Source organism: Streptomyces griseomycini, from assembly GCF_014203535.1.
Classification (GTDB): Bacteria; Actinomycetota; Actinomycetes; order Streptomycetales; family Streptomycetaceae; genus Streptomyces; species Streptomyces griseomycini.
This window is the reverse complement of sequence record NZ_JACHJI010000004.1, coordinates 1-17,647: the sequence shown is the minus strand read 5'-3', so window position 1 is coordinate 17,647 and position 17,647 is coordinate 1. Positions and strand designations below refer to the sequence as shown.

Annotated in this window: 9 protein-coding genes, 1 tRNA gene and 1 rRNA gene; 1 reads left to right on the top strand and 10 read right to left on the bottom strand. The window is 70.3% G+C overall.

Translation table 11 applies throughout. The features are described 5' to 3' along the window. Positions 1-13 precede the first annotated feature (13 nt). From FHS37_RS12030 to FHS37_RS12000, 7 genes are all read right to left on the bottom strand, one after another. On the bottom strand, positions 14-559 hold the full coding sequence (locus tag FHS37_RS12030; protein ID WP_184820083.1) for a CinA family protein: 546 nt from the start codon (positions 557-559) through the stop codon (positions 14-16). Continuing rightward, complete coding sequence (gene pgsA, locus FHS37_RS12025; protein WP_184820081.1) at positions 556-1,389, bottom strand: CDP-diacylglycerol--glycerol-3-phosphate 3-phosphatidyltransferase; 834 nt, start codon at positions 1,387-1,389, stop codon at positions 556-558. The genes FHS37_RS12030 and pgsA overlap by 4 nt, the downstream gene beginning before the upstream one ends. Further along, entirely contained in the window at positions 1,386-2,861 is a 1,476-nt protein-coding gene (rimO, locus tag FHS37_RS12020; RefSeq protein WP_184820079.1) for a 30S ribosomal protein S12 methylthiotransferase RimO, read from the bottom strand. The genes pgsA and rimO overlap by 4 nt, the downstream gene beginning before the upstream one ends. 93 nt (positions 2,862-2,954) lie before the next feature. Further along, entirely contained in the window at positions 2,955-3,788 is an 834-nt protein-coding gene (locus tag FHS37_RS12015) for a helix-turn-helix domain-containing protein (RefSeq protein WP_184820077.1), read from the bottom strand. Positions 3,789-4,040: 252 nt separating this feature from the next. Further along, entirely contained in the window at positions 4,041-6,806 is a 2,766-nt protein-coding gene (locus FHS37_RS12010; protein ID WP_184820075.1) for a DNA translocase FtsK, read from the bottom strand. Positions 6,807-7,012: 206 nt separating this feature from the next. Beyond that, on the bottom strand, positions 7,013-7,690 hold the full coding sequence (locus FHS37_RS12005) for a response regulator (RefSeq protein ID WP_184820073.1): 678 nt from the start codon (positions 7,688-7,690) through the stop codon (positions 7,013-7,015). A 304-nt stretch (positions 7,691-7,994) separates the two neighbouring features. Beyond that, positions 7,995-13,187: a HAMP domain-containing protein gene (locus FHS37_RS12000; RefSeq protein WP_184820071.1), complete on the bottom strand. Its 5,193-nt coding sequence runs from the start codon at positions 13,185-13,187 to the stop codon at positions 7,995-7,997. Between the two features lie 441 nt (positions 13,188-13,628). On the opposite strand from FHS37_RS12000, the gene FHS37_RS11995 reads away from it, so the two are divergent. After that, positions 13,629-16,382: a SpoIIE family protein phosphatase gene (locus FHS37_RS11995; protein ID WP_184820069.1), complete on the top strand. Its 2,754-nt coding sequence runs from the start codon at positions 13,629-13,631 to the stop codon at positions 16,380-16,382. A 61-nt stretch (positions 16,383-16,443) separates the two neighbouring features. Here the strand turns inward: FHS37_RS11995 and FHS37_RS11990 are convergent. The 3 genes from FHS37_RS11990 to rrf all read right to left on the bottom strand — a co-directional run bounded on the left by FHS37_RS11990 (position 16,444) and on the right by rrf (position 17,487). After that, positions 16,444-16,516: transfer RNA gene (locus FHS37_RS11990), tRNA-Thr, on the bottom strand. A 76-nt stretch (positions 16,517-16,592) separates the two neighbouring features. After that, complete coding sequence (locus tag FHS37_RS11985; protein WP_184821107.1) at positions 16,593-17,255, bottom strand: DegT/DnrJ/EryC1/StrS family aminotransferase; 663 nt, start codon at positions 17,253-17,255, stop codon at positions 16,593-16,595. Between the two features lie 115 nt (positions 17,256-17,370). Then, positions 17,371-17,487: ribosomal RNA gene (gene rrf, locus FHS37_RS11980) — 5S ribosomal RNA — on the bottom strand. Positions 17,488-17,647 lie beyond the last annotated feature (160 nt).

The following is a 17,647-nucleotide window of genomic DNA, read 5'->3' as shown; positions in this document are numbered from 1 at the left end:
AGGGCTGCAAACATCAAAACCCCCCGTTCCGTTCCGTATCCTGTGCCAGCTCATTCCCGGTCTGTTCGCCCGCCAACTCCCCGAGGAGCAGTGCGAGCACGCTCCGTACACTCTCCATACGAATTTCCGCACGGTCGCCGTTCAACCGCAGGTGCTCCACTTTTCCGCCGGAGGCGGAACCGGCACCCCTCTCGCAGGGGCCGTCCACGGCCACGAAAACCGTCCCGACGGCCTGGCCGTCCTGCGGGTCCGGACCGGCGACACCGGTGGTCGCGACGCCCCAGTCGGCACCCAGCGCCTCGCGGACACCGGCCGCCATCTGGGCCGCCACCTGCGGATCCACCGCTCCGTGCTGAGCCAGCAGAGTGGCGTCCACGCCGAGCAGTTCGTGCTTCAGCTCGGTGGCGTACGCCGTCACCGACCCCCGGAAGACCTTGGAGGCCCCGGGGACCGAGGTGATCTCCGCCGCCACCAGGCCACCCGTCAGCGACTCGGCGACGGCGAGCGTCCCGCCGTTCACGGTGAGTAGTCGCACCACCTCGGTGGCCGTGGAACTCACGCTCCCGTCTCCTCCAACGCCGCCTTGCGCTCGGCGATTCCCCGTCTGCGGAGCACAATGGCCTGTTTCACATAGTCGAGCCCGGTCACCACGGTCAGCACGACCGCGGCGGCCATCACCCACCACCGCAGCGTGGCCAGCCACCCCGTGAGCGCCAGCACGTACATGCCGACGGCCACGCCCTGGGTGAGGGTCTTGAGCTTGCCCCCGCGACTGGCCGGGATCACGCCGTAGCGAATGACCAGGAAACGCAGCAGCGTGATACCGAGTTCCCGGCCGAGGATGACTCCGGTGACCCACCAGGGCAGGTCCCCCAGCGCCGAGAGACAGATCAGCGCCGCCCCCATGATCGCCTTGTCGGCGATGGGGTCGGCGATCTTCCCGAAGTCGGTGACGAGGTTGTACGTGCGCGCCAGGTGACCGTCGAACAGGTCGGTGATCATGGCGATGGCGAAGGCCGCCCAGGCGAGCGACCGCCACGCCGGGTCGTATCCGCCGTCGGCGAGCATCAGCGCGACGAAGGCCGGTACGAGCAGCAGCCGGAGCATGGTCAGCAGGTTGGCGATGTTCCAGACGCTGGCCTGGTTGACGGCCGCCGCCGCGATCTTCCCGCCGCGCGGCGGCTTCGCACCGCCCTCCGCGTCGGACGCGCCCCCGGAAGCCGAACCCCGGGAGACCGCGTCGCCGGACGGCCTCGGAGCCGCGTCCCGGGCCTCCCGTGCGGCCGTGCGGCCGGCCGCCGAGCCGGGGACGCCTCCGGGGGCCGCGTTCGCCGCCGCCCTCCTCGCGCCGGAGGGGCCTCCTGCCGCCGATGCCGGGACACCCGTCATCTGCCCGCCTCCTCACTCCGCGCGGACGAGCCGTGGAAGAGCGGCTCGGCCACCAGGTCGACGCCTTCCGCGCCGACCACCTTCGCCTCGACCATACGGCCGACGCTCAGACCTTCGCCGCTCGTGAGCAGCACCTGGCCGTCCGTCTCGGGGGCCTGGTGCGCCGCCCGGCCGTACACGCCCTCCGTCTCGTCGACGGATTCCACCATCACGTGCACGGTCTCGCCGACCCGCTCCTCGGCGCGCTGGGAGACCAGTTCCTCGGCCAGCCGGGAGACACGGGCCAGCCGCTCGGCGACGACCTCCTCGTCCAGCTTGCGGTCGTACGTCGCCGCCTCGGTGCCCTCCTCGTCGGAGTAGCCGAAGACGCCGATGGCGTCCAGCCGCGCGTGGTTCAGGAACCGCTCCAGTTCGGCGAGGTCGGCCGCGGACTCACCGGGGAAGCCGACGATGAAGTTGGAGCGCACGCCCGCCTGCGGCGCCTTGCTCCGGATCGTGTCGAGCAGTTCCAGGAACCGGTCGGTGTCGCCGAAGCGGCGCATCGCGCGCAGCACGTCGGGCGCGGAGTGCTGGAAGGACAGGTCGAAGTACGGGGCGACCTTCGGGGTGGAGGTCAGGACGTCGATCAGGCCGGGCCGCATCTCGGCCGGCTGGAGGTAGCTGACGCGCACCCGCTCGATGCCGTCGACCTCGGCGAGTTCCGGCAGCAGGGACTCCAGCAGACGGATGTCTCCGAGGTCCTTGCCGTAGGAGGTGTTGTTCTCGGAGACCAGCATGATCTCCTTCACGCCCTGTTCGGCCAGCCACCGCGTCTCGTTCAGCACGTCGCTGGGGCGGCGTGAGATGAAGGAGCCGCGGAAGGACGGGATGGCGCAGAAGGAACAGCGCCGGTCGCAGCCCGAGGCGAGCTTCACCGAGGCGACCGGGGAGCCGTCCAGTCGGCGGCGCAGGGGCGCACGGGGTCCGGAGGCCGGGGCCAGGCCCTCCGGCAGGTCCACCGGACCGTGGCCGGGCAGCGCGACGGACGCGCCCGCGTCCTGCCGCTCCACCGGGCTGATGGGCAGCAGCTTGCGCCGGTCGCGCGGGGTGTGGGAGGCGTGGACGCCGCCGCTCAGGATGGTCTGGAGCCGGTCCGAGATGTCGGTGTAGTCGTCGAAGCCGAGCACGCCGTCGGCCTCGGGAAGGGCCTCGGCGAGTTCCTTGCCGTACCGCTCGGCCATGCAGCCCACCGCCACGACGGCTTGCGTTCTCCCGTGTCCCTTGAGGTCGTTGGCCTCCAGGAGGGCGTCGACCGAGTCCTTCTTGGCGGCCTCAACGAAACCACAGGTGTTCACGACGGCGACGTCCGCATCGGCGGCGTCCTCGACGAGCTGCCAGCCGTCCGCCTCCAAACGGCCTGCGAGCTCCTCCGAGTCCACCTCGTTACGGGCGCAGCCAAGGGTGACGAGTGCGACGGTACGGCGTTCAGGCATGGGCTCAAGACTACTTCGTCCCGGCGACGGCCCACGTCGACGGGGTTGGCCGATCTTGGCCAACCCCGTCGTCGATGTACCACCTGGGACCGTTTATCCGGCCTGCGGGTCGCCCTTGGTGTAGGTGAGGCGCTCGACGGCTCCCGGCCGGAAGTCGTCCTCGATCTTCTTTCCGTTCACGAACAGGTCGATCGCGCCGGCGTCGCCGAGCACCAGGTTGATCTTCGAGCTGTCCTGGAAGGTCTTGGACTCGCCCTGCTTGAGCAGGCCGTCGAACAGCAGCCGACCGTTGTGGTCCTTGGCCGAGATCCAGCTGCGTCCGTCGGCGGCGCTCACCTGGACCGTCACCTTGTCCTGCGGCGCGGCGGCGATGGCGCTGTCCGACGGCTCGGGCTTGGGGTCGGCGGGCTTCTTGGACTTGGGCGTGGGCGAGGCGGACTCGGTGGGCGCGGTGCCGTCGGCGACGTTCTCCTTGCCACCGTCGTCACCGCCCCTGACCACCGTGAACCCGACGAAACCGATCACCACGACGATCGCGGCGACCATGGCCGCGGTCCAGTTCGGCCCGCGTCGCTCCGGACGGATGCGTTCCGCCTCGAAGAGGGGCGCGGCCGGCGTCGGGGCCGGACGGCCGCCGCCGTGCTCGGCCTCGTACCGGGCGATCAGGGGGGCCGGATCGAGGTGCACGGCCTTGGCCAGGCTCCGGATGTGCCCGCGCGCGTAGACGTCACCGCCGCAGGGCTCGAAGTCGTCCGCCTCGATGGCGTGCACGATGGCGATACGGACCCGGGTGGCGGTACTGACGTCGTCGACGGTGAGCCCGGCCGCGATGCGCGCCTGCTGCAGCGCACGGCCGACGGAGGGGCGGGCTTCCTCGGAAACGTCTTCGAACGGACGCTCGTCTTCAGGGGAGTTGCCGATGGACACGGGGGCGCCTTTCGAGCGTGTAGCCGCCTGTGCTGGAGGTTCAGTGTAGGGGGGGTGCAAAAGGGTGGGGCAACCGGGCGGGCGGACTTTGTACGCCATCGGAATGGCCCGACATCCCGATGGTGGACCTGCTGCTTGTCGCTTCCCTCAACTTGACGTACGCCGGGGGGAAACGGTTGCCCACCGGTCCCTTACGAGTGGGTCACGATCGACCGCCCGGATGCCCCGGGGCGACAACCGCCTCCCGTTCGCCTACCCCTCAGACTCCCCCCGGATCACCGCGAGCACGCCATCCAGGTCGTCAGGCTTCACGAGAACGTCACGCGCCTTCGAACCCTCGCTCGGTCCGACGATGTTCCGGGACTCCATGAGGTCCATGAGCCGGCCGGCCTTGGCGAAGCCCACGCGCAGTTTGCGCTGGAGCATGGACGTCGACCCGAACTGGGTGGAGACGACCAGCTCGGCCGCCTGGCACAGCAGGTCGAGGTCGTCGCCGATGTCCTCGTCGATCTCCTTCTTCTGCTTGGTCCCGACGACCACGTCGTCCCGGAAGACGGGCGCCATCTGGTCCTTGCAGTGCCGGACGACGGCCGCGACCTCCTCCTCGGTCACGAACGCGCCCTGCATACGGGTGGGTTTGTTCGCCCCCATCGGCAGGAACAGCCCGTCGCCCTTGCCGATGAGCTTCTCGGCGCCGGGCTGGTCGAGGATGACCCGCGAGTCGGCGAGCGAGGAGGTGGCGAACGCGAGCCGGGAGGGCACGTTCGCCTTGATCAGGCCGGTGACGACGTCGACCGACGGCCGCTGCGTGGCGAGCACCAGGTGGATGCCGGCCGCCCGCGCGAGCTGCGTGATGCGCACGATGGCGTCCTCGACGTCGCGCGGGGCGACCATCATCAGGTCGGCCAGCTCGTCCACGATCACCAACAGGTACGGATACGGCTGGAGCTCGCGCTCGCTGCCCTCGGGCGGTTTCACCTTGCCCTCGCGCACCGCCCGGTTGAAGTCGTCGATGTGCCGGTAGCCGTAGGCGGCCAGGTCGTCGTAGCGCAGGTCCATCTCGCGCACGACCCACTGGAGCGCCTCGGCGGCCCGCTTGGGGTTGGTGATGATCGGCGTGATCAGGTGCGGGATGCCCTCGTACGCCGTGAGCTCGACGCGCTTGGGGTCGACCAGGATCATCCGGACGTCCTCCGGGGTCGCCCGCATCATGACCGACGTGATCAGGCAGTTGATGCAGGACGACTTGCCGGAGCCGGTGGCGCCGGCGACCAGCATGTGCGGCATCTTCGCCAGCGAGTGCATGACGTAGCCGCCCTCGACGTCCTTGCCGAAGGCGACCAGCATCGGGTCGTCGTCCTCGGCGGACTCCGCGAGCCGCAGCACGTCGCCGAGGTTGACCATCTCCCGGTCGGTGTTCGGGATCTCGATACCGACCGCGGACTTGCCGGGGATCGGGCTGATGATCCGCACGTCCGGGCTGGCGACGGCGTACGCGATGTTCTTGGTCAGCGCGGTGATCCGCTCCACCTTCACGGCGGGGCCGAGCTCGACCTCGTAGCGCGTGACCGTCGGCCCGCGGGTGAAGCCGGTGACGCGCGCGTCGACCTTGAACTCGGTGAAGACGGTGGTGAGCGACTCGACGACGGCGTCGTTGGCGGCACTGCGCGCCTTGCCGGGACCGCCTCGGGTGAGCAGGTCGAGCGAGGGCAGGGCGTACGTGATGTCGCCGGACAGCTGGAGCTGCTCCGCGCGCGGGGGCAGGTCCCGGGGTTCGGAGGGCGGGGTCTTCGTCAGGTCCGGGACGCCGGCCCCGGGCTGGCCCCGTCCGGGACCGTCCGCTTTCTTCCCCGTGTCCGCCTTCGGCTTCTCCGGCCGGGGGCGGGCGGCCGGGACCGGCGTCGGCGCGGTCGGCTCGCGGTCCCCGACGCGCACGCCCTGGGTCAGGTCGGCGACGACCGGCGAGGGCGGCATCCCGTGCAGGACGGCGCCGTCGAGCGCGGCGGCCGCGGCGGCGGCCACGTCCACGGCGTCCATGGGCCGGTGCATGTCGGGCTGCGGCACCGCGGACCTGCGGGGCCGACCACGGCGCCGGGACGGCGCCTCCTGCTCCGCGCCGTCCGGGTCGTACTCCCGGGGCGCGGGCTGCCGCCTGCGGCGACTCGCGGGCAGCGCCTCGCGCCACTGCTCCTCGTAGCGCTCGTCGTCCTCGCCGAACTCCTCCGGCTCGGGCTCCTGGACGAGCCCGAGCTTCACGCCGAGCAGCCGCAGCCGTTGCGGGACGGCGTTGACCGGGGTGGCCGTGACGACCAGCACGCCGAAGACCGTGAGCAGCACCAGCAGCGGCACGGCGAGCACGTCGGTCATGGTGGCCGACAGCGGGGTGGCCGCGCCCCAGCCGATGAGGCCGCCGGCGTCCCTTATGGGCTGCATGCCGTCGCCGCGGGCGGGTGAGCCGCAGGCGATGTGGATCTGGCCGAGCACGCCGACGACGAGCGCGGACAGGCCGATGACGATCCGGCCGTTGGCCTCCGGTTTCTCCGGGTGCCGGATGAGACGCACGGCGATGACCGCGACCAGGATCGGCACAAGCAGGTCCAGTCGGCCGAAGGCGCCGGTGACCAGGATCTCCACGAGGTCGCCGACCGGTCCCTCGAGATCGGCCCAGGTGCCCGCGGCGACGATCAGCGCGATGCCGAGCAGCAGCAGCGCCAGACCGTCCTTGCGGTGCGCGGGGTCGAGGTTCCGGGCGCCCTGCCCTACGCCGCGGAAGACCGCGCCGACGGCGTGCGCCAGTCCCAGCCACAGGGCGCGCGCGAGGCGGTAGACGCCCCCGGTCGGGCTCGGTGCCGGCGGGGGCGCGGGCTTCTTCGCCGTCGCCTTCCTGGCAGGGGCCTTCTTGGCGGGAACCTTCTTCACCGCGGTCTTCTTGGCGGCGGCCTTCCTCGCCGGAGCCTTCGCGGAAGCGGCCGCCTTCTTCACGGGCGGCTTCTTGGCTGCGGAGGGACGTGAGGCCATGGGTGTGAGATTACCGGTGGAGGGGGCGGGGGACACGCGTGACGGATGCTTCACCCGTTCGTGTCGCCCTCACAGCGGCGCGAAGCTGACGTCGAGGGCCGCAGACGGACACGGAAAGGCACGGAGAGGCGCGGGGACCCGCGGAATTGACACGGCATCACTCCCGGGCCCCGCCCGGAGGCGGGGCAAAGTCCTTGCGTCCGGGTTCAGTTCTGCGACGGCACCGACGAGGCGCTGCCGGTCCCCGGCTCCAGCGCGTCCAGCGCCCGCCGCAACCCCGTGAGCTTGCGCTCCAGGTGCGCCGCCGTGGCCACCGCGGCCGCGTCGGTCGACTCGTCGTTGAGCTGCTTGGTGAGCGCCTCGGCCTGCTCCTCGACGGCCGCGAGCCGCGCCGAGAGCTCGGCGAGCAGTCCCACCGACTCCTTCGACTCGTCCGCGTCCTTCTCGCCGCCCTCCAGCTGGAGCCGCAGCAGCGCCGCCTGCTCCCGCAGCTGACAGTTCTTCATGTACAGCTCGACGAACACCGAGACCTTCGCCCGCAGCACCCACGGGTCGAACGGCTTGGAGATGTAGTCGACCGCACCCGCCGCATAACCGCGGAAGGTGTGGTGCGGACCGTGGTTGATCGCGGTGAGGAAGATGATCGGGATGTCCCGGGTCCGTTCCCGCCGCTTGATGTGCGCGGCGGTCTCGAAACCGTCCATGCCCGGCATCTGGACGTCCAGCAGAATGACCGCGAAGTCGTCCGTGAGCAGTGCTTTGAGCGCTTCCTCCCCGGACGATGCCCGCACCAGCGTCTGATCGAGCGCCGAGAGGATCGCCTCCAGCGCCAGCAGATTCTCCGGCCGGTCATCGACCAGGAGGATCTTGGCCTTCTGCACCATGGCCCGCCCTCCTCGCCCCGGCGTGGGGCCTCCCCTGTCCGCAGGACCTGGGGAAGCACCGGTGGGTGCCGCCCCAGGGGACGACTCCCTTGCGCCGCCCGTCCTTGTGCCGGTCATCGTAGCCGCACCCCGCCCGTCGCCACACCCTGTCACCGTGATGTCACTGTGCACGTAGCAGAAACGCGGCGGGAGACCAGAAGGTTCCCCGAATCCCGCACTTCTACACGGCTTCGCGCACACCTCATGAGCGACTCCGTGCGAACGCCGAAGCCCCGGCACGTCGTACGCCCCTCCGGCGCCGCCCTCACTCCCCCCGCATCCACTGCTCCATCACCGACAGCAGGTGATCGGGGTCGACCGGCTTGGTGACGTAGTCGGAGGCGCCCGACTCGATCGCCTTCTCCCGGTCGCCCTTCATCGCCTTCGCGGTGAGCGCGATGATCGGGAGCCCGGCGAACTGCGGCATCCGGCGGATCGCCGTGGTCGTCGCGTATCCGTCCATCTCGGGCATCATGATGTCCATCAGCACGACCGCCACGTCGTCGTGCTGCTCCAGCACCTCGATGCCCTCGCGGCCGTTCTCCGCGTACAGCACGGACAGGCCGTGCTGCTCCAGGACGCTGGTGAGCGCGAAGACGTTGCGGATGTCGTCGTCGACGATCAGCACCTTCTGCCCGCCGAAGCGGATGCCGCGGTGCGGCCGGGACGCCGGCTCCTGCTGCTCCGCGCCCGACCACAGCTCCGGCTCCGGCGCGGGCCGCTGCTCCGGCTGGGGCAGGATCCTGCGACGGCGCCGGAACAACGCGGCCGGACCGTTCTGGGTCTCCCGGTACGACGTCACCTCGGCGGGTGTCCCGGCCTCCGGCCCCGCCGGCTCGGCCGACGCCACGAGGTCACCGGCCTCCAGGGCGGGCATGGGCTGCTGGTAGCCGTGCGGGGGCAGCTCGCTCGGGTGCAGGGGGAGGTACAGCGTGAACGTCGAGCCGCGGCCCGGCTCGCTCTGCGCGTGGATCTCACCGCCGAGCAGCTGCGCGATCTCCCGCGAGATGGACAGCCCCAGCCCCGTACCGCCGTACTTGCGGCTGGTCGTCCCGTCGGCCTGCTTGAACGCCTCGAAGATCACCCGCATCTTGCTGGCCGCGATGCCGATGCCCGTGTCGCTCACCGAGAACGCGATCAGGTCCGCGTCCGGTTCGGTCAGCGAACCGGCCTCCAGCAGCTGCTCCCGGATGGCCTGCGGGACGTCGTCCCGGGCCGGCCGGATGACCAGCTCGACCGATCCGGAATCGGTGAACTTCACCGCGTTGGACAGCAGGTTCCGCAGCACCTGGAGCAGCCGCTGCTCGTCGGTGTGCAGGGTGGCCGGCAGCTCCGGGGACACGCGTACGGACAGGTCCAGGCCCTTCTCCGCGGTCAGCGGCCGGAAGGTGGCCTCCACGTAGTCCACGAGCTGGACGAGCGCGATGCGCGTCGGGGAGACGTCCATCTTGCCCGCCTCGACCTTGGACAGGTCGAGGATGTCGTTGATGAGCTGGAGCAGGTCGGACCCGGCGCCGTGGATGGTCTCGGCGAACTCGACCTGCTTCGGCGAGAGGTTCCCCTCCGCGTTGTCGGCGAGCAACTTGGCCAGGATCAGCAGCGAGTTGAGCGGTGTGCGCAGCTCGTGCGACATGTTGGCCAGGAACTCGCTCTTGTAGCGCATGGAGACCGCGAGCTGCTCGGCGCGCTCCTCCAGGACCTGACGCGCCTCCTCGATCTCGGTGTTCTTCACCTCGATGTCGCGGTTCTGCCGGGCCAACAGCTCGGCCTTCTCCTCCAGTTCGGCGTTGGACGCCTGGAGCGCCTTCTGCCGCTGCTCCAACTCCGCCGACCGCTCGCGCAGCTGCTCGGTCAGTTCCTGCGACTGCGCCAGCAGCCGCTCGGTCTTGGTGTTGACCGAGATGGTGTTGACGCTCGTCGCGATCATCTCGGCGATCTGGTTGAGGAAGTCCTTCTGGATCGCCGTGAACGGCGTGAACGACGCCAGCTCGATGACGCCGAGCACCTTCCCCTCGAACAGCACCGGCAGCACGATCACCTGCGCCGGCGGCGCCTCCCCGAGCCCCGAGGAGATCTTCAGGTAGCCGCTGGGCGCGTTCCCCACGAGGATCGTGCGCTTCTCCACCGCCGCGGTCCCGATGAGCCCCTCACCGGGCCGGAACGACGTCGGCATGGAACCCATGGAGTAGCCGTACGAGCCGAGCATGCGCAGCTCGAACTGGTCGTCGTCCTCGGCGCTCACGTCCTCGCCGTCGACCAGCGGCATGGCGAGGAAGAACGCGCCGTGCTGCGCGGAGACCACCGGGGTCAGCTCGCTCATGATCAGCGAGGCCACGTCCTCCAGGTCGCGGCGGCCCTGCATCAGCGCGGAGATCCGGGCGAGATTGCCCTTGAGCCAGTCCTGCTCCTTGTTGGCGATCGTGGTGTCGCGCAGGTTGGCGATCATCTTGTTGATGTAGTCCTGGAGCTCCTGGATCTCCCCGGACGCGTCCACGTCGATCTTCAGGTTCAGGTCGCCGCGGGTCACCGCGGTCGCCACCCGCGCGATGGCCCGCACCTGCCGGGTCAGATTCCCGGCCATCTCGTTCACGGACTCGGTCAGGTCCCGCCAGGTGCCGTCGACGTCGCGCACGCGTGCCTGGCCGCCCAGCTGGCCCTCCGTACCCACCTCGCGGGCCACCCGCGTGACCTCCTCCGCGAAGGAGGAGAGCTGGTCCACCATCGTGTTGATGGTGGTCTTCAGCTCGAGGATCTCCCCGCGCGCGTCGATGTCGATCTTCTTCGTCAGGTCGCCCTTGGCGATGGCCGTCGTCACCATGGCGATGTTGCGCACCTGACCGGTCAGGTTGGACGCCATCTGGTTCACCGACTCGGTGAGGTCCTTCCAGGTGCCGGCCACGCCGGGCACGTGCGCCTGGCCGCCCAGGATGCCGTCCGTGCCCACCTCGCGGGCCACCTTGGTGACCTGCTCGGCGAACGCGCTCAGCGTCTTCACCATGATGTTGATGGTGTCGGCGAGCTGCGCCACCTCACCGCGCGCCTCGATGCTGACCTGCCGCGTCAGGTCGCCGTTGGCGACGGCGGCGGAGACCTGGGAGATGTTCCGTACCTGAGTGGTCAGGTTCTTGGCCATCAGGTTGACGTTGTCGCTCAGGTCCTTCCAGATGCCCGTCACGCCGGGCACGTGCGCCTGACCTCCCAGGATGCCCTCGGTGCCCACCTCACGGGCCACCCGGGTCACCTGCTCGGCGAACGACGACAGCTGGTCCACCATCGTGTTGACGGTGGTGACCAGCTCGAGGATCTCGCCCTTGGCGTCGACGGTGATCTTCTTCGACAGGTCGCCCTTGGCGACCGCGGTGGTGACCTCGGCGATGTTGCGCACCTGCAGGGTCAGGTTGTTCGCCATGCCGTTCACGGACTGCGTGAGGTCCTTCCAGGTGCCGGAGACGCCCTGCACCTCGGCCTGACCGCCGAGGATGCCCTCCGTACCCACCTCACGGGCCACCCGCGTGACCTCCTGGGCGAACGACGACAGCTGGTCCACCATCGTGTTCAGCGTGTTCTTCAGCTCCAGGATCTCCCCGCGCGCGTCCACGGTGATCTTCTGCGACAGGTCGCCGCGGGCCACCGCGGTCGCCACCTGGGCGATGTTGCGGACCTGCGCGGTGAGATTGCCGGCCATGCCGTTCACGGAGTCCGTCAGGTCCCGCCACACACCGGCGACCCCCGGCACCTGCGCCTGACCGCCCAGACGCCCCTCCGTGCCCACCTCGCGGGCCACCCGCGTGACCTGATCGGCGAAGCTCGACAGCTGGTCCACCATCGTGTTGACGGTGTTCTTCAGCTGGAGCATCTCGCCGGACACGTCGACCGTGACCTTCTGCGACAGGTCACCGTTGGCCACCGCCGTGGTCACCTGGGCGATGTTCCTCACCTGTCCGGTGAGGTTGCGGAACGCCGTGTTGACGGAGTCCGTCAGGTCCTTCCACGTCCCCGCCGCCCCCGGCACCTGCGCCTGACCGCCCAGCTCACCCTCGACACCGATCTCGCGCGCCACGCGCGTGACCTCCGCGCCGAAGGAGGACAGCTGGTCGACCATCGTGTTGACGGTGTTCTTCAGCTCCAGCATCTCGCCGGCCACGTCCACGGTGACCTTCTGCGACAGGTCACCGTTGGCCACCGCCGTCGTCACCGCGGCGATGTCCCGCACCTGGGTGGTCAGGTTCCGGAACACCGTGTTGACGGAATCCGTCAGGTCCTTCCAGGTGCCCGCGGCACCCGGCACGTTCGCCTGACCGCCCAGCCGGCCCTCGGCGCCGACCTCGTTGGCGACCCGTGTGACCTCGTCCGCGAAGATCCGCAGCGTCTCGGTCATCTGGTTGATCGTCTCGGCGAGCTGCGCGACCTCGCCGCGCGCGGGCACCGTCACCTTCCGCGACAGGTCACCGTTGGCGACCGCGGTCGTCACCTCGGCGATCCCGCGCACCTGCGCCGTGAGGTTCCCGGCCATGGTGTTGACGGAGTCGGTGAGCTCCTTCCAGACCCCGTCCACCCCGGGCACCTGCGCCTGGCCGCCCAGCGCGCCCTCGGTACCCACCTCGCGCGCGACCCGGGTCACCTCGGAGGAGAACGCGGAGAGCTGGTCCACCATCGTGTTGACGGTGTTCTTCAGCTCGAGCATCTCGCCTTCGACGTGCACGGTGACCTTGCGCGACAGGTCACCGCGCGCGACGGCCGTCGTCACCAGCGCGATGTCGCGCACCTGTGCCGTCAGCCGCTCCGCCATGGTGTTGACGGAGTCCGTGAGGTCCTTCCACGAGCCGGACATGCCGCGCACCCGGGCCTGGCCGCCCAGCTTGCCCTCGGTGCCCACCTCGCTGGCCACGCGCGTGACCTCGTCGGTGAACGTCGACAACTGGTCGACCAGGTTGTTGACGGTGCGCCCGACCTTCAGGAACTCGCCGCGCAGCGGATGCCCGGTCCCGTCCGGCCCCTGCGTCCGCAGCTCCATGCGCGGCGACAGATCGCCCTCGGCCACCGCGGACAGCACCCGGCTGACCTCGGAGACGGGCCGCACGAGATCGTCCACCAGCGCGTTCGAGTGGTCGATCGCCGTCGCCCAGGAGCCCTCGGAGGCCCCCGTCTCCAGCCGCTCGGTGAGTTTTCCCTCACGTCCGACCATGCGCCGCACCCGCGCCAGCTCACCCGTCAGGTGCAGATTGCGGTCGGCCACCTCGTTGAAGACCGCCGCGATCTCCGACATCACGCCGTCGCCGGCCACCGTGAGCCGCTTGCGGAAGTTCCCGTCCCGCATCGCCACGAGAGCCGCCAGCAGCCGGTTCAGGGCCGCCGTGTCCACCACGGTGGTCCCGCCCCGCGCCTTGCGTGGGTTACTCAGGGACTGTCCGCCTTTCGCGCGCGTCTTCGTGCCCCGCGTCGCTGCGCCAGACTCCACTGTGTCCCTCCCGCAGGGGTCGACCGTTACTGCTGTGCTCGGGTACCGCCCCCAGGAGCGGTACCGGTTGTTACTGCCTGTTCCCTGTACGACTGTGACGTCGCACCACTGCGATCTGCTGCGATGTCCGTCCGGTGTACCAGGACGCCGCCAGGCGGCTGCTGCCCACCCGACGAGGAGGACACTCGGCCCGCCCGGACCTCACGGCAAGCCTGCCCAGTGTTTCACCCCTGCCGAACCAGGCCATAACAGTTCGGCAGCTTCGCACATCGTCCGCACACCCTCCGGACGTGAGACACCTCCGGACGGAAACACAGCAGACCGGCATCCGCTGGGGCCGCGAAGGTAAGTAACCTTGCATCCGGCTGTCCAGCCGCGCCGGTCCGTCCGGCCTGGGCGGTGGCACGGAGACGAGCGGGCATCGGAGGGGCGGCCGCACACATGACCACCGGACTGATCCCCGGGGAGCAGCCCCCGGAACCACGGCCGACGGGTGGCCTGCCGCAACAGCGGCACGAGCCCGACGGCCATGGAACCATGCCCGCCGACAACCGGTCGAGGAGTTCTGTGATCACCGCGCGCGCGGCCGCCAGCTTCGAGCCCGTCGGACGATCGGTCGCGAGCGCCCGCTCCTTCGTCCGCGACACCCTCCAGGGCTGGGGCTTCGGCGACATCGTGGACGACGCGGTGGTCCTCACCAGCGAACTGGTGACCAACGCCGTGGTCCACGCGGGCACCTCCGCCGACCTGCTGTGCCTGCGCGGCGACGACGGCGTGCGGATCGAGGTGGCCGACCGGTATCCGGAGCGCGAGGTCCCCGTCCAGGGCTCGGCCGTCAACATGGGCAGCCCCGACCGCGAGGGGGGCCGCGGCCTCCAGCTGTGCGCGGCCCTGGCCGGCCGCTGGGGAGTGGAGTACACCCCCACCCACAAGACCGTCTGGTTCCAGCTCGGCCTTCCCGAACGCCCGGTGGGGACCCGCGCCGCCGGCCCGTCCCTGCCCGTCGACCTCCTCCCGCTCGCCGACACCCGGGTCCGCGTGGCCGTCGTCCAGATCGACCGGATCGGTTCCATCACCGCCTGGAACGAGGACGCGGAGGAACTCTTCGGCTACACGGCCGAGCAGGTCACCGGAAAGCCCCTGACCGACCTCGCCGCCTGGCCGCACACCCCGGGCACCGGCACCGGCATCGCCGAGGCGCTCCAGCTCTCCCGCTGGGAGGGCAGCTACGGCATCAGGGGCGCCCACGGCCGCGTGATCCCGGTGTACGCCTCCCACCTGCGGGTCCGCGACACCGACGGCGATCCGTCAACGGTCTGCCTCCTGGTGAGGGACCACGAACGGGCGGTTCTGCAGACCCCCCTGCGCGGTCCGGCCTCCGAGACCTCCAGCGCTTCCGAGGGCCAGAGCACCGACCCCTTCGAGGTGTTCATCGGCTCCCCCGCCCCGGACGACCTCGACGGCCTGCTCCAGCGCACGGTGGAACGCGCCCGCGACATGCTCGACGGCGACTCCGCCTTCCTGCTCCTCGCCACCGACGACGAGACGGAACTGGAGGTCCGCGCCTCCACCGGTCTGCCCTCGGCCCGCCAGCGCTTCGCCCGCGTCCCCGTCGAGGCGGGCTCCGGCCGCTACGGGTCCGCCCGCATGCCGGCCGTCCACGAGGACCTCACCGCCGTGCCCGGCGCGGTCCCCCTGCTCAACGGCACCGGCATGCGCTCGGTCGTCACCGTCCCGCTGAAGGTCGAGGGTCGCCTCACCGGCTCCCTCGGTGTCGCCGCCGAGGCCCCCCGCAGGTACTCCAACGAGGAGGCCCTGCGCCTGCAGTTCGCGGCCGACCGCATCGCGCTCGCCGTCGAGTCGGCCCGCCTGGGCGAGCTGGAGCGTCTGCGCCGGGGCTCGCTCAGCTTCCTCGTCGAGGCCTCCGACCTGCTGGCCGGCACCCTGGACAGGGACCAGACGCTGGCCCTCATGGCCCAGATGACGGTCCCGACCCTCGCCACCTGGTGCGCCGTCTACACGATCGCCGACCAGGCCTCCGAGCCGTACCTGTCCTACGTGCTGCACGAGGACGAGGAGCTCATCGACGGCATCAAGTCCCTGCTGTCGAAGATCCCCCCGCCCGACCCGGTCCCCACTCCCGGTGCCCGCGTCTGGTCGGCCCCCACGGAGGTCGCCCACCAGGCGGCCCTGCGCACCTCCATGCGCAGCCTCGGCCTCAGCGGCGGCCCGACCCGCCAGGTCACCCCGGGCATCGGCCCGACCCTCGCCACGGCCTCCGCCGTCGGCGGCGAGATCGTGGTCCTCCCCCTGGTCGCCCGCAACCGCGTCATCGGCATGCTGACCCTCGGCAAGCCGACCGACGAGCACTTCCGCCAGGAAATCCTGGAACTCGCCGAGGACCTCTCCCGACGGGCCGCCCTGGCCCTGGACAACGCCCGCCTCTACTCCGAGCGCACGGCGATCAGCCAGTCCCTCCAGCGCAGCCTCCTGCCCCCTGAGCTGCCGACGATCGAGGGCGTCGAGGTGGAGGTCATCTACCGCGCGGCCGGCGAGGGCAACGAGGTCGGCGGCGACTTCTACGACCTCTTCCCCATCAGCGACGGCGCCTACGGCTTCGCCATCGGCGACGTCTGCGGTACGGGCCCCAACGCGGCGGCCGTCACCGGCCTCGCCCGGCACGCACTCCGGCTGCTGGCCCGCGAGGGCCTGAGCGGTCCCGCGGTCCTGGAGCGCCTGAACTCCGCGATCCTCGACGAGGGCGCCCGCAGCCGCTTCCTCACGCTGCTCTACGGCGAGCTGCGCCCGCAGGAGGACGGCAGCGCGGAACTGAAGGTGGTCTGCGCCGGCCACCCCCTTCCGCTGCGCCTGCGCCAGGACGGCACGGTGGAACCGGCCGCCGAGCCCCAGCCGCTCCTCGGCGTCCTGGAGGACCTGGAGCTGTACGAGCAGACGGTCACCCTCGACCCCGGTGACGTCCTGCTCTGCGTCACGGACGGCGTCACCGAACGCCGTGAGGGCACCCGCATGCTGGGCGACGACGGCCTCGCCGACGTCCTGACGACCTGCACGGGCCTGACGGCCGGCGCCGTCGCGGCCCGCATCATGCGCGCCGTGGAACGCTTCGCCTCCGACGCTCCGTCCGACGACATGGCCATTCTGGCCATGCGCGTTCCGGGCCTGCACAAGGATTAGAAGGCGTCGGAACCCGGGCACGAGAAAGGCCCCGCCCGAATGGGCGGGGCCTTTCTGTTCGAGCCCCCAAACGGAATCGAACCGTTGACCTTCTCCTTACCATGGAGACGCTCTGCCGACTGAGCTATAGGGGCCTGTTGCTGTTCCGAGGTTTCCCCCGCGGCAACGGAATAGATCATACCCCGAACAGAGCCGTGCTCCCAACCACGCTCACAGAGCCGGCTGCAGCAGCCCGCCCAGCGCATTGCACGCGGACGCGATCCGCTGCATGTCCCGCTTGGTCAGCGAGGCGTCCACCGGGAGCGCGAGCGTCTCGTCGGCGGCCCGCTCGGTCTCGGGCAGGGACACGCACCGCCGGAATTCGGGCAGGCGGTGCACGGGCGTCTTCACCGGCACCCGACAGTCAACGCCCTTGGCGCGTACCGCCCGTGCGAAGGCGTCCCGATCAGGTCGTCCGTTCCCCGGCACCCGCACGACGTACTGCTGATAGGTGTGGCCGGCCCCGCCCTCGGGCGTCCGCACCCCCCTCAGCTTCGCGTCGAGGAACGCCGCCCGCTCCCTGCGCTGGGCTATCTCGTCGTACGGCGCCTCGGACTCCCCCCGTTCCAGTACCAGCAGTCCGTGCCGTCGGCCGAGGGCGTGCAACCGCTCGAGATCGGCGGGCCTGCCGAAGCGGTGTACGGCAACGACGGCCGCCGTCCGGGGAGTTACGGCCGCCTCCGCGGCGGCCGGCTCGAGGCAGTACGACACCGGGTCTATGTCGGCGAACACCGGCAGCGCGCCCACCGTCGTCACGGCATCGGCGACTTCCACGTTCCCGAAGGCCGGTACGACGACCTCGTCACCGACTCCGACACCAGCGGCCCTGAGCAGCGCAGCAGTACCCATGGGGTGGATGCTCGTTGCGCAACGTGAACTTCAAGTGACGCAGAACAAAAAAGGGTTGGACCCCGAACCGAAGTTCGGGGTCCAACCCTTCTGAAGAATTGTTCGGCGGCGTCCTACTCTCCCACAGGGTCCCCCCTGCAGTACCATCGGCGCTGTAAGGCTTAGCTTCCGGGTTCGGAATGTAACCGGGCGTTTCCCCTACGCTATGACCACCGAAACACTATGAAACAGACAACAACCGGCCGGCCCCTACGGGCCCGATCGTTCGTGGTTTCAGAACCAACACAGTGGACGCGAGCAACTGAGGACAAGCCCTCGGCCTATTAGTACCGGTCAACTCCACACGTTACCGTGCTTCCATATCCGGCCTATCAACC

Excerpts from the sequence above, each read along its gene's own strand:
- pgsA (WP_184820081.1), bottom strand. The coding sequence starts at position 1,389 with ATGACGGGTGTCCCGGCATCGGCGGCAGGAGGCCCCTCCGGCGCGAGG.
- rimO (WP_184820079.1), bottom strand. The coding sequence starts at position 2,861 with ATGCCTGAACGCCGTACCGTCGCACTCGTCACCCTTGGCTGCGCCCGT.
- FHS37_RS12010 (WP_184820075.1), bottom strand. The coding sequence starts at position 6,806 with ATGGCCTCACGTCCCTCCGCAGCCAAGAAGCCGCCCGTGAAGAAGGCG.
- FHS37_RS12005 (WP_184820073.1), bottom strand. The coding sequence starts at position 7,690 with ATGGTGCAGAAGGCCAAGATCCTCCTGGTCGATGACCGGCCGGAGAAT.
- FHS37_RS11995 (WP_184820069.1), top strand. The coding sequence starts at position 13,629 with ATGACCACCGGACTGATCCCCGGGGAGCAGCCCCCGGAACCACGGCCG.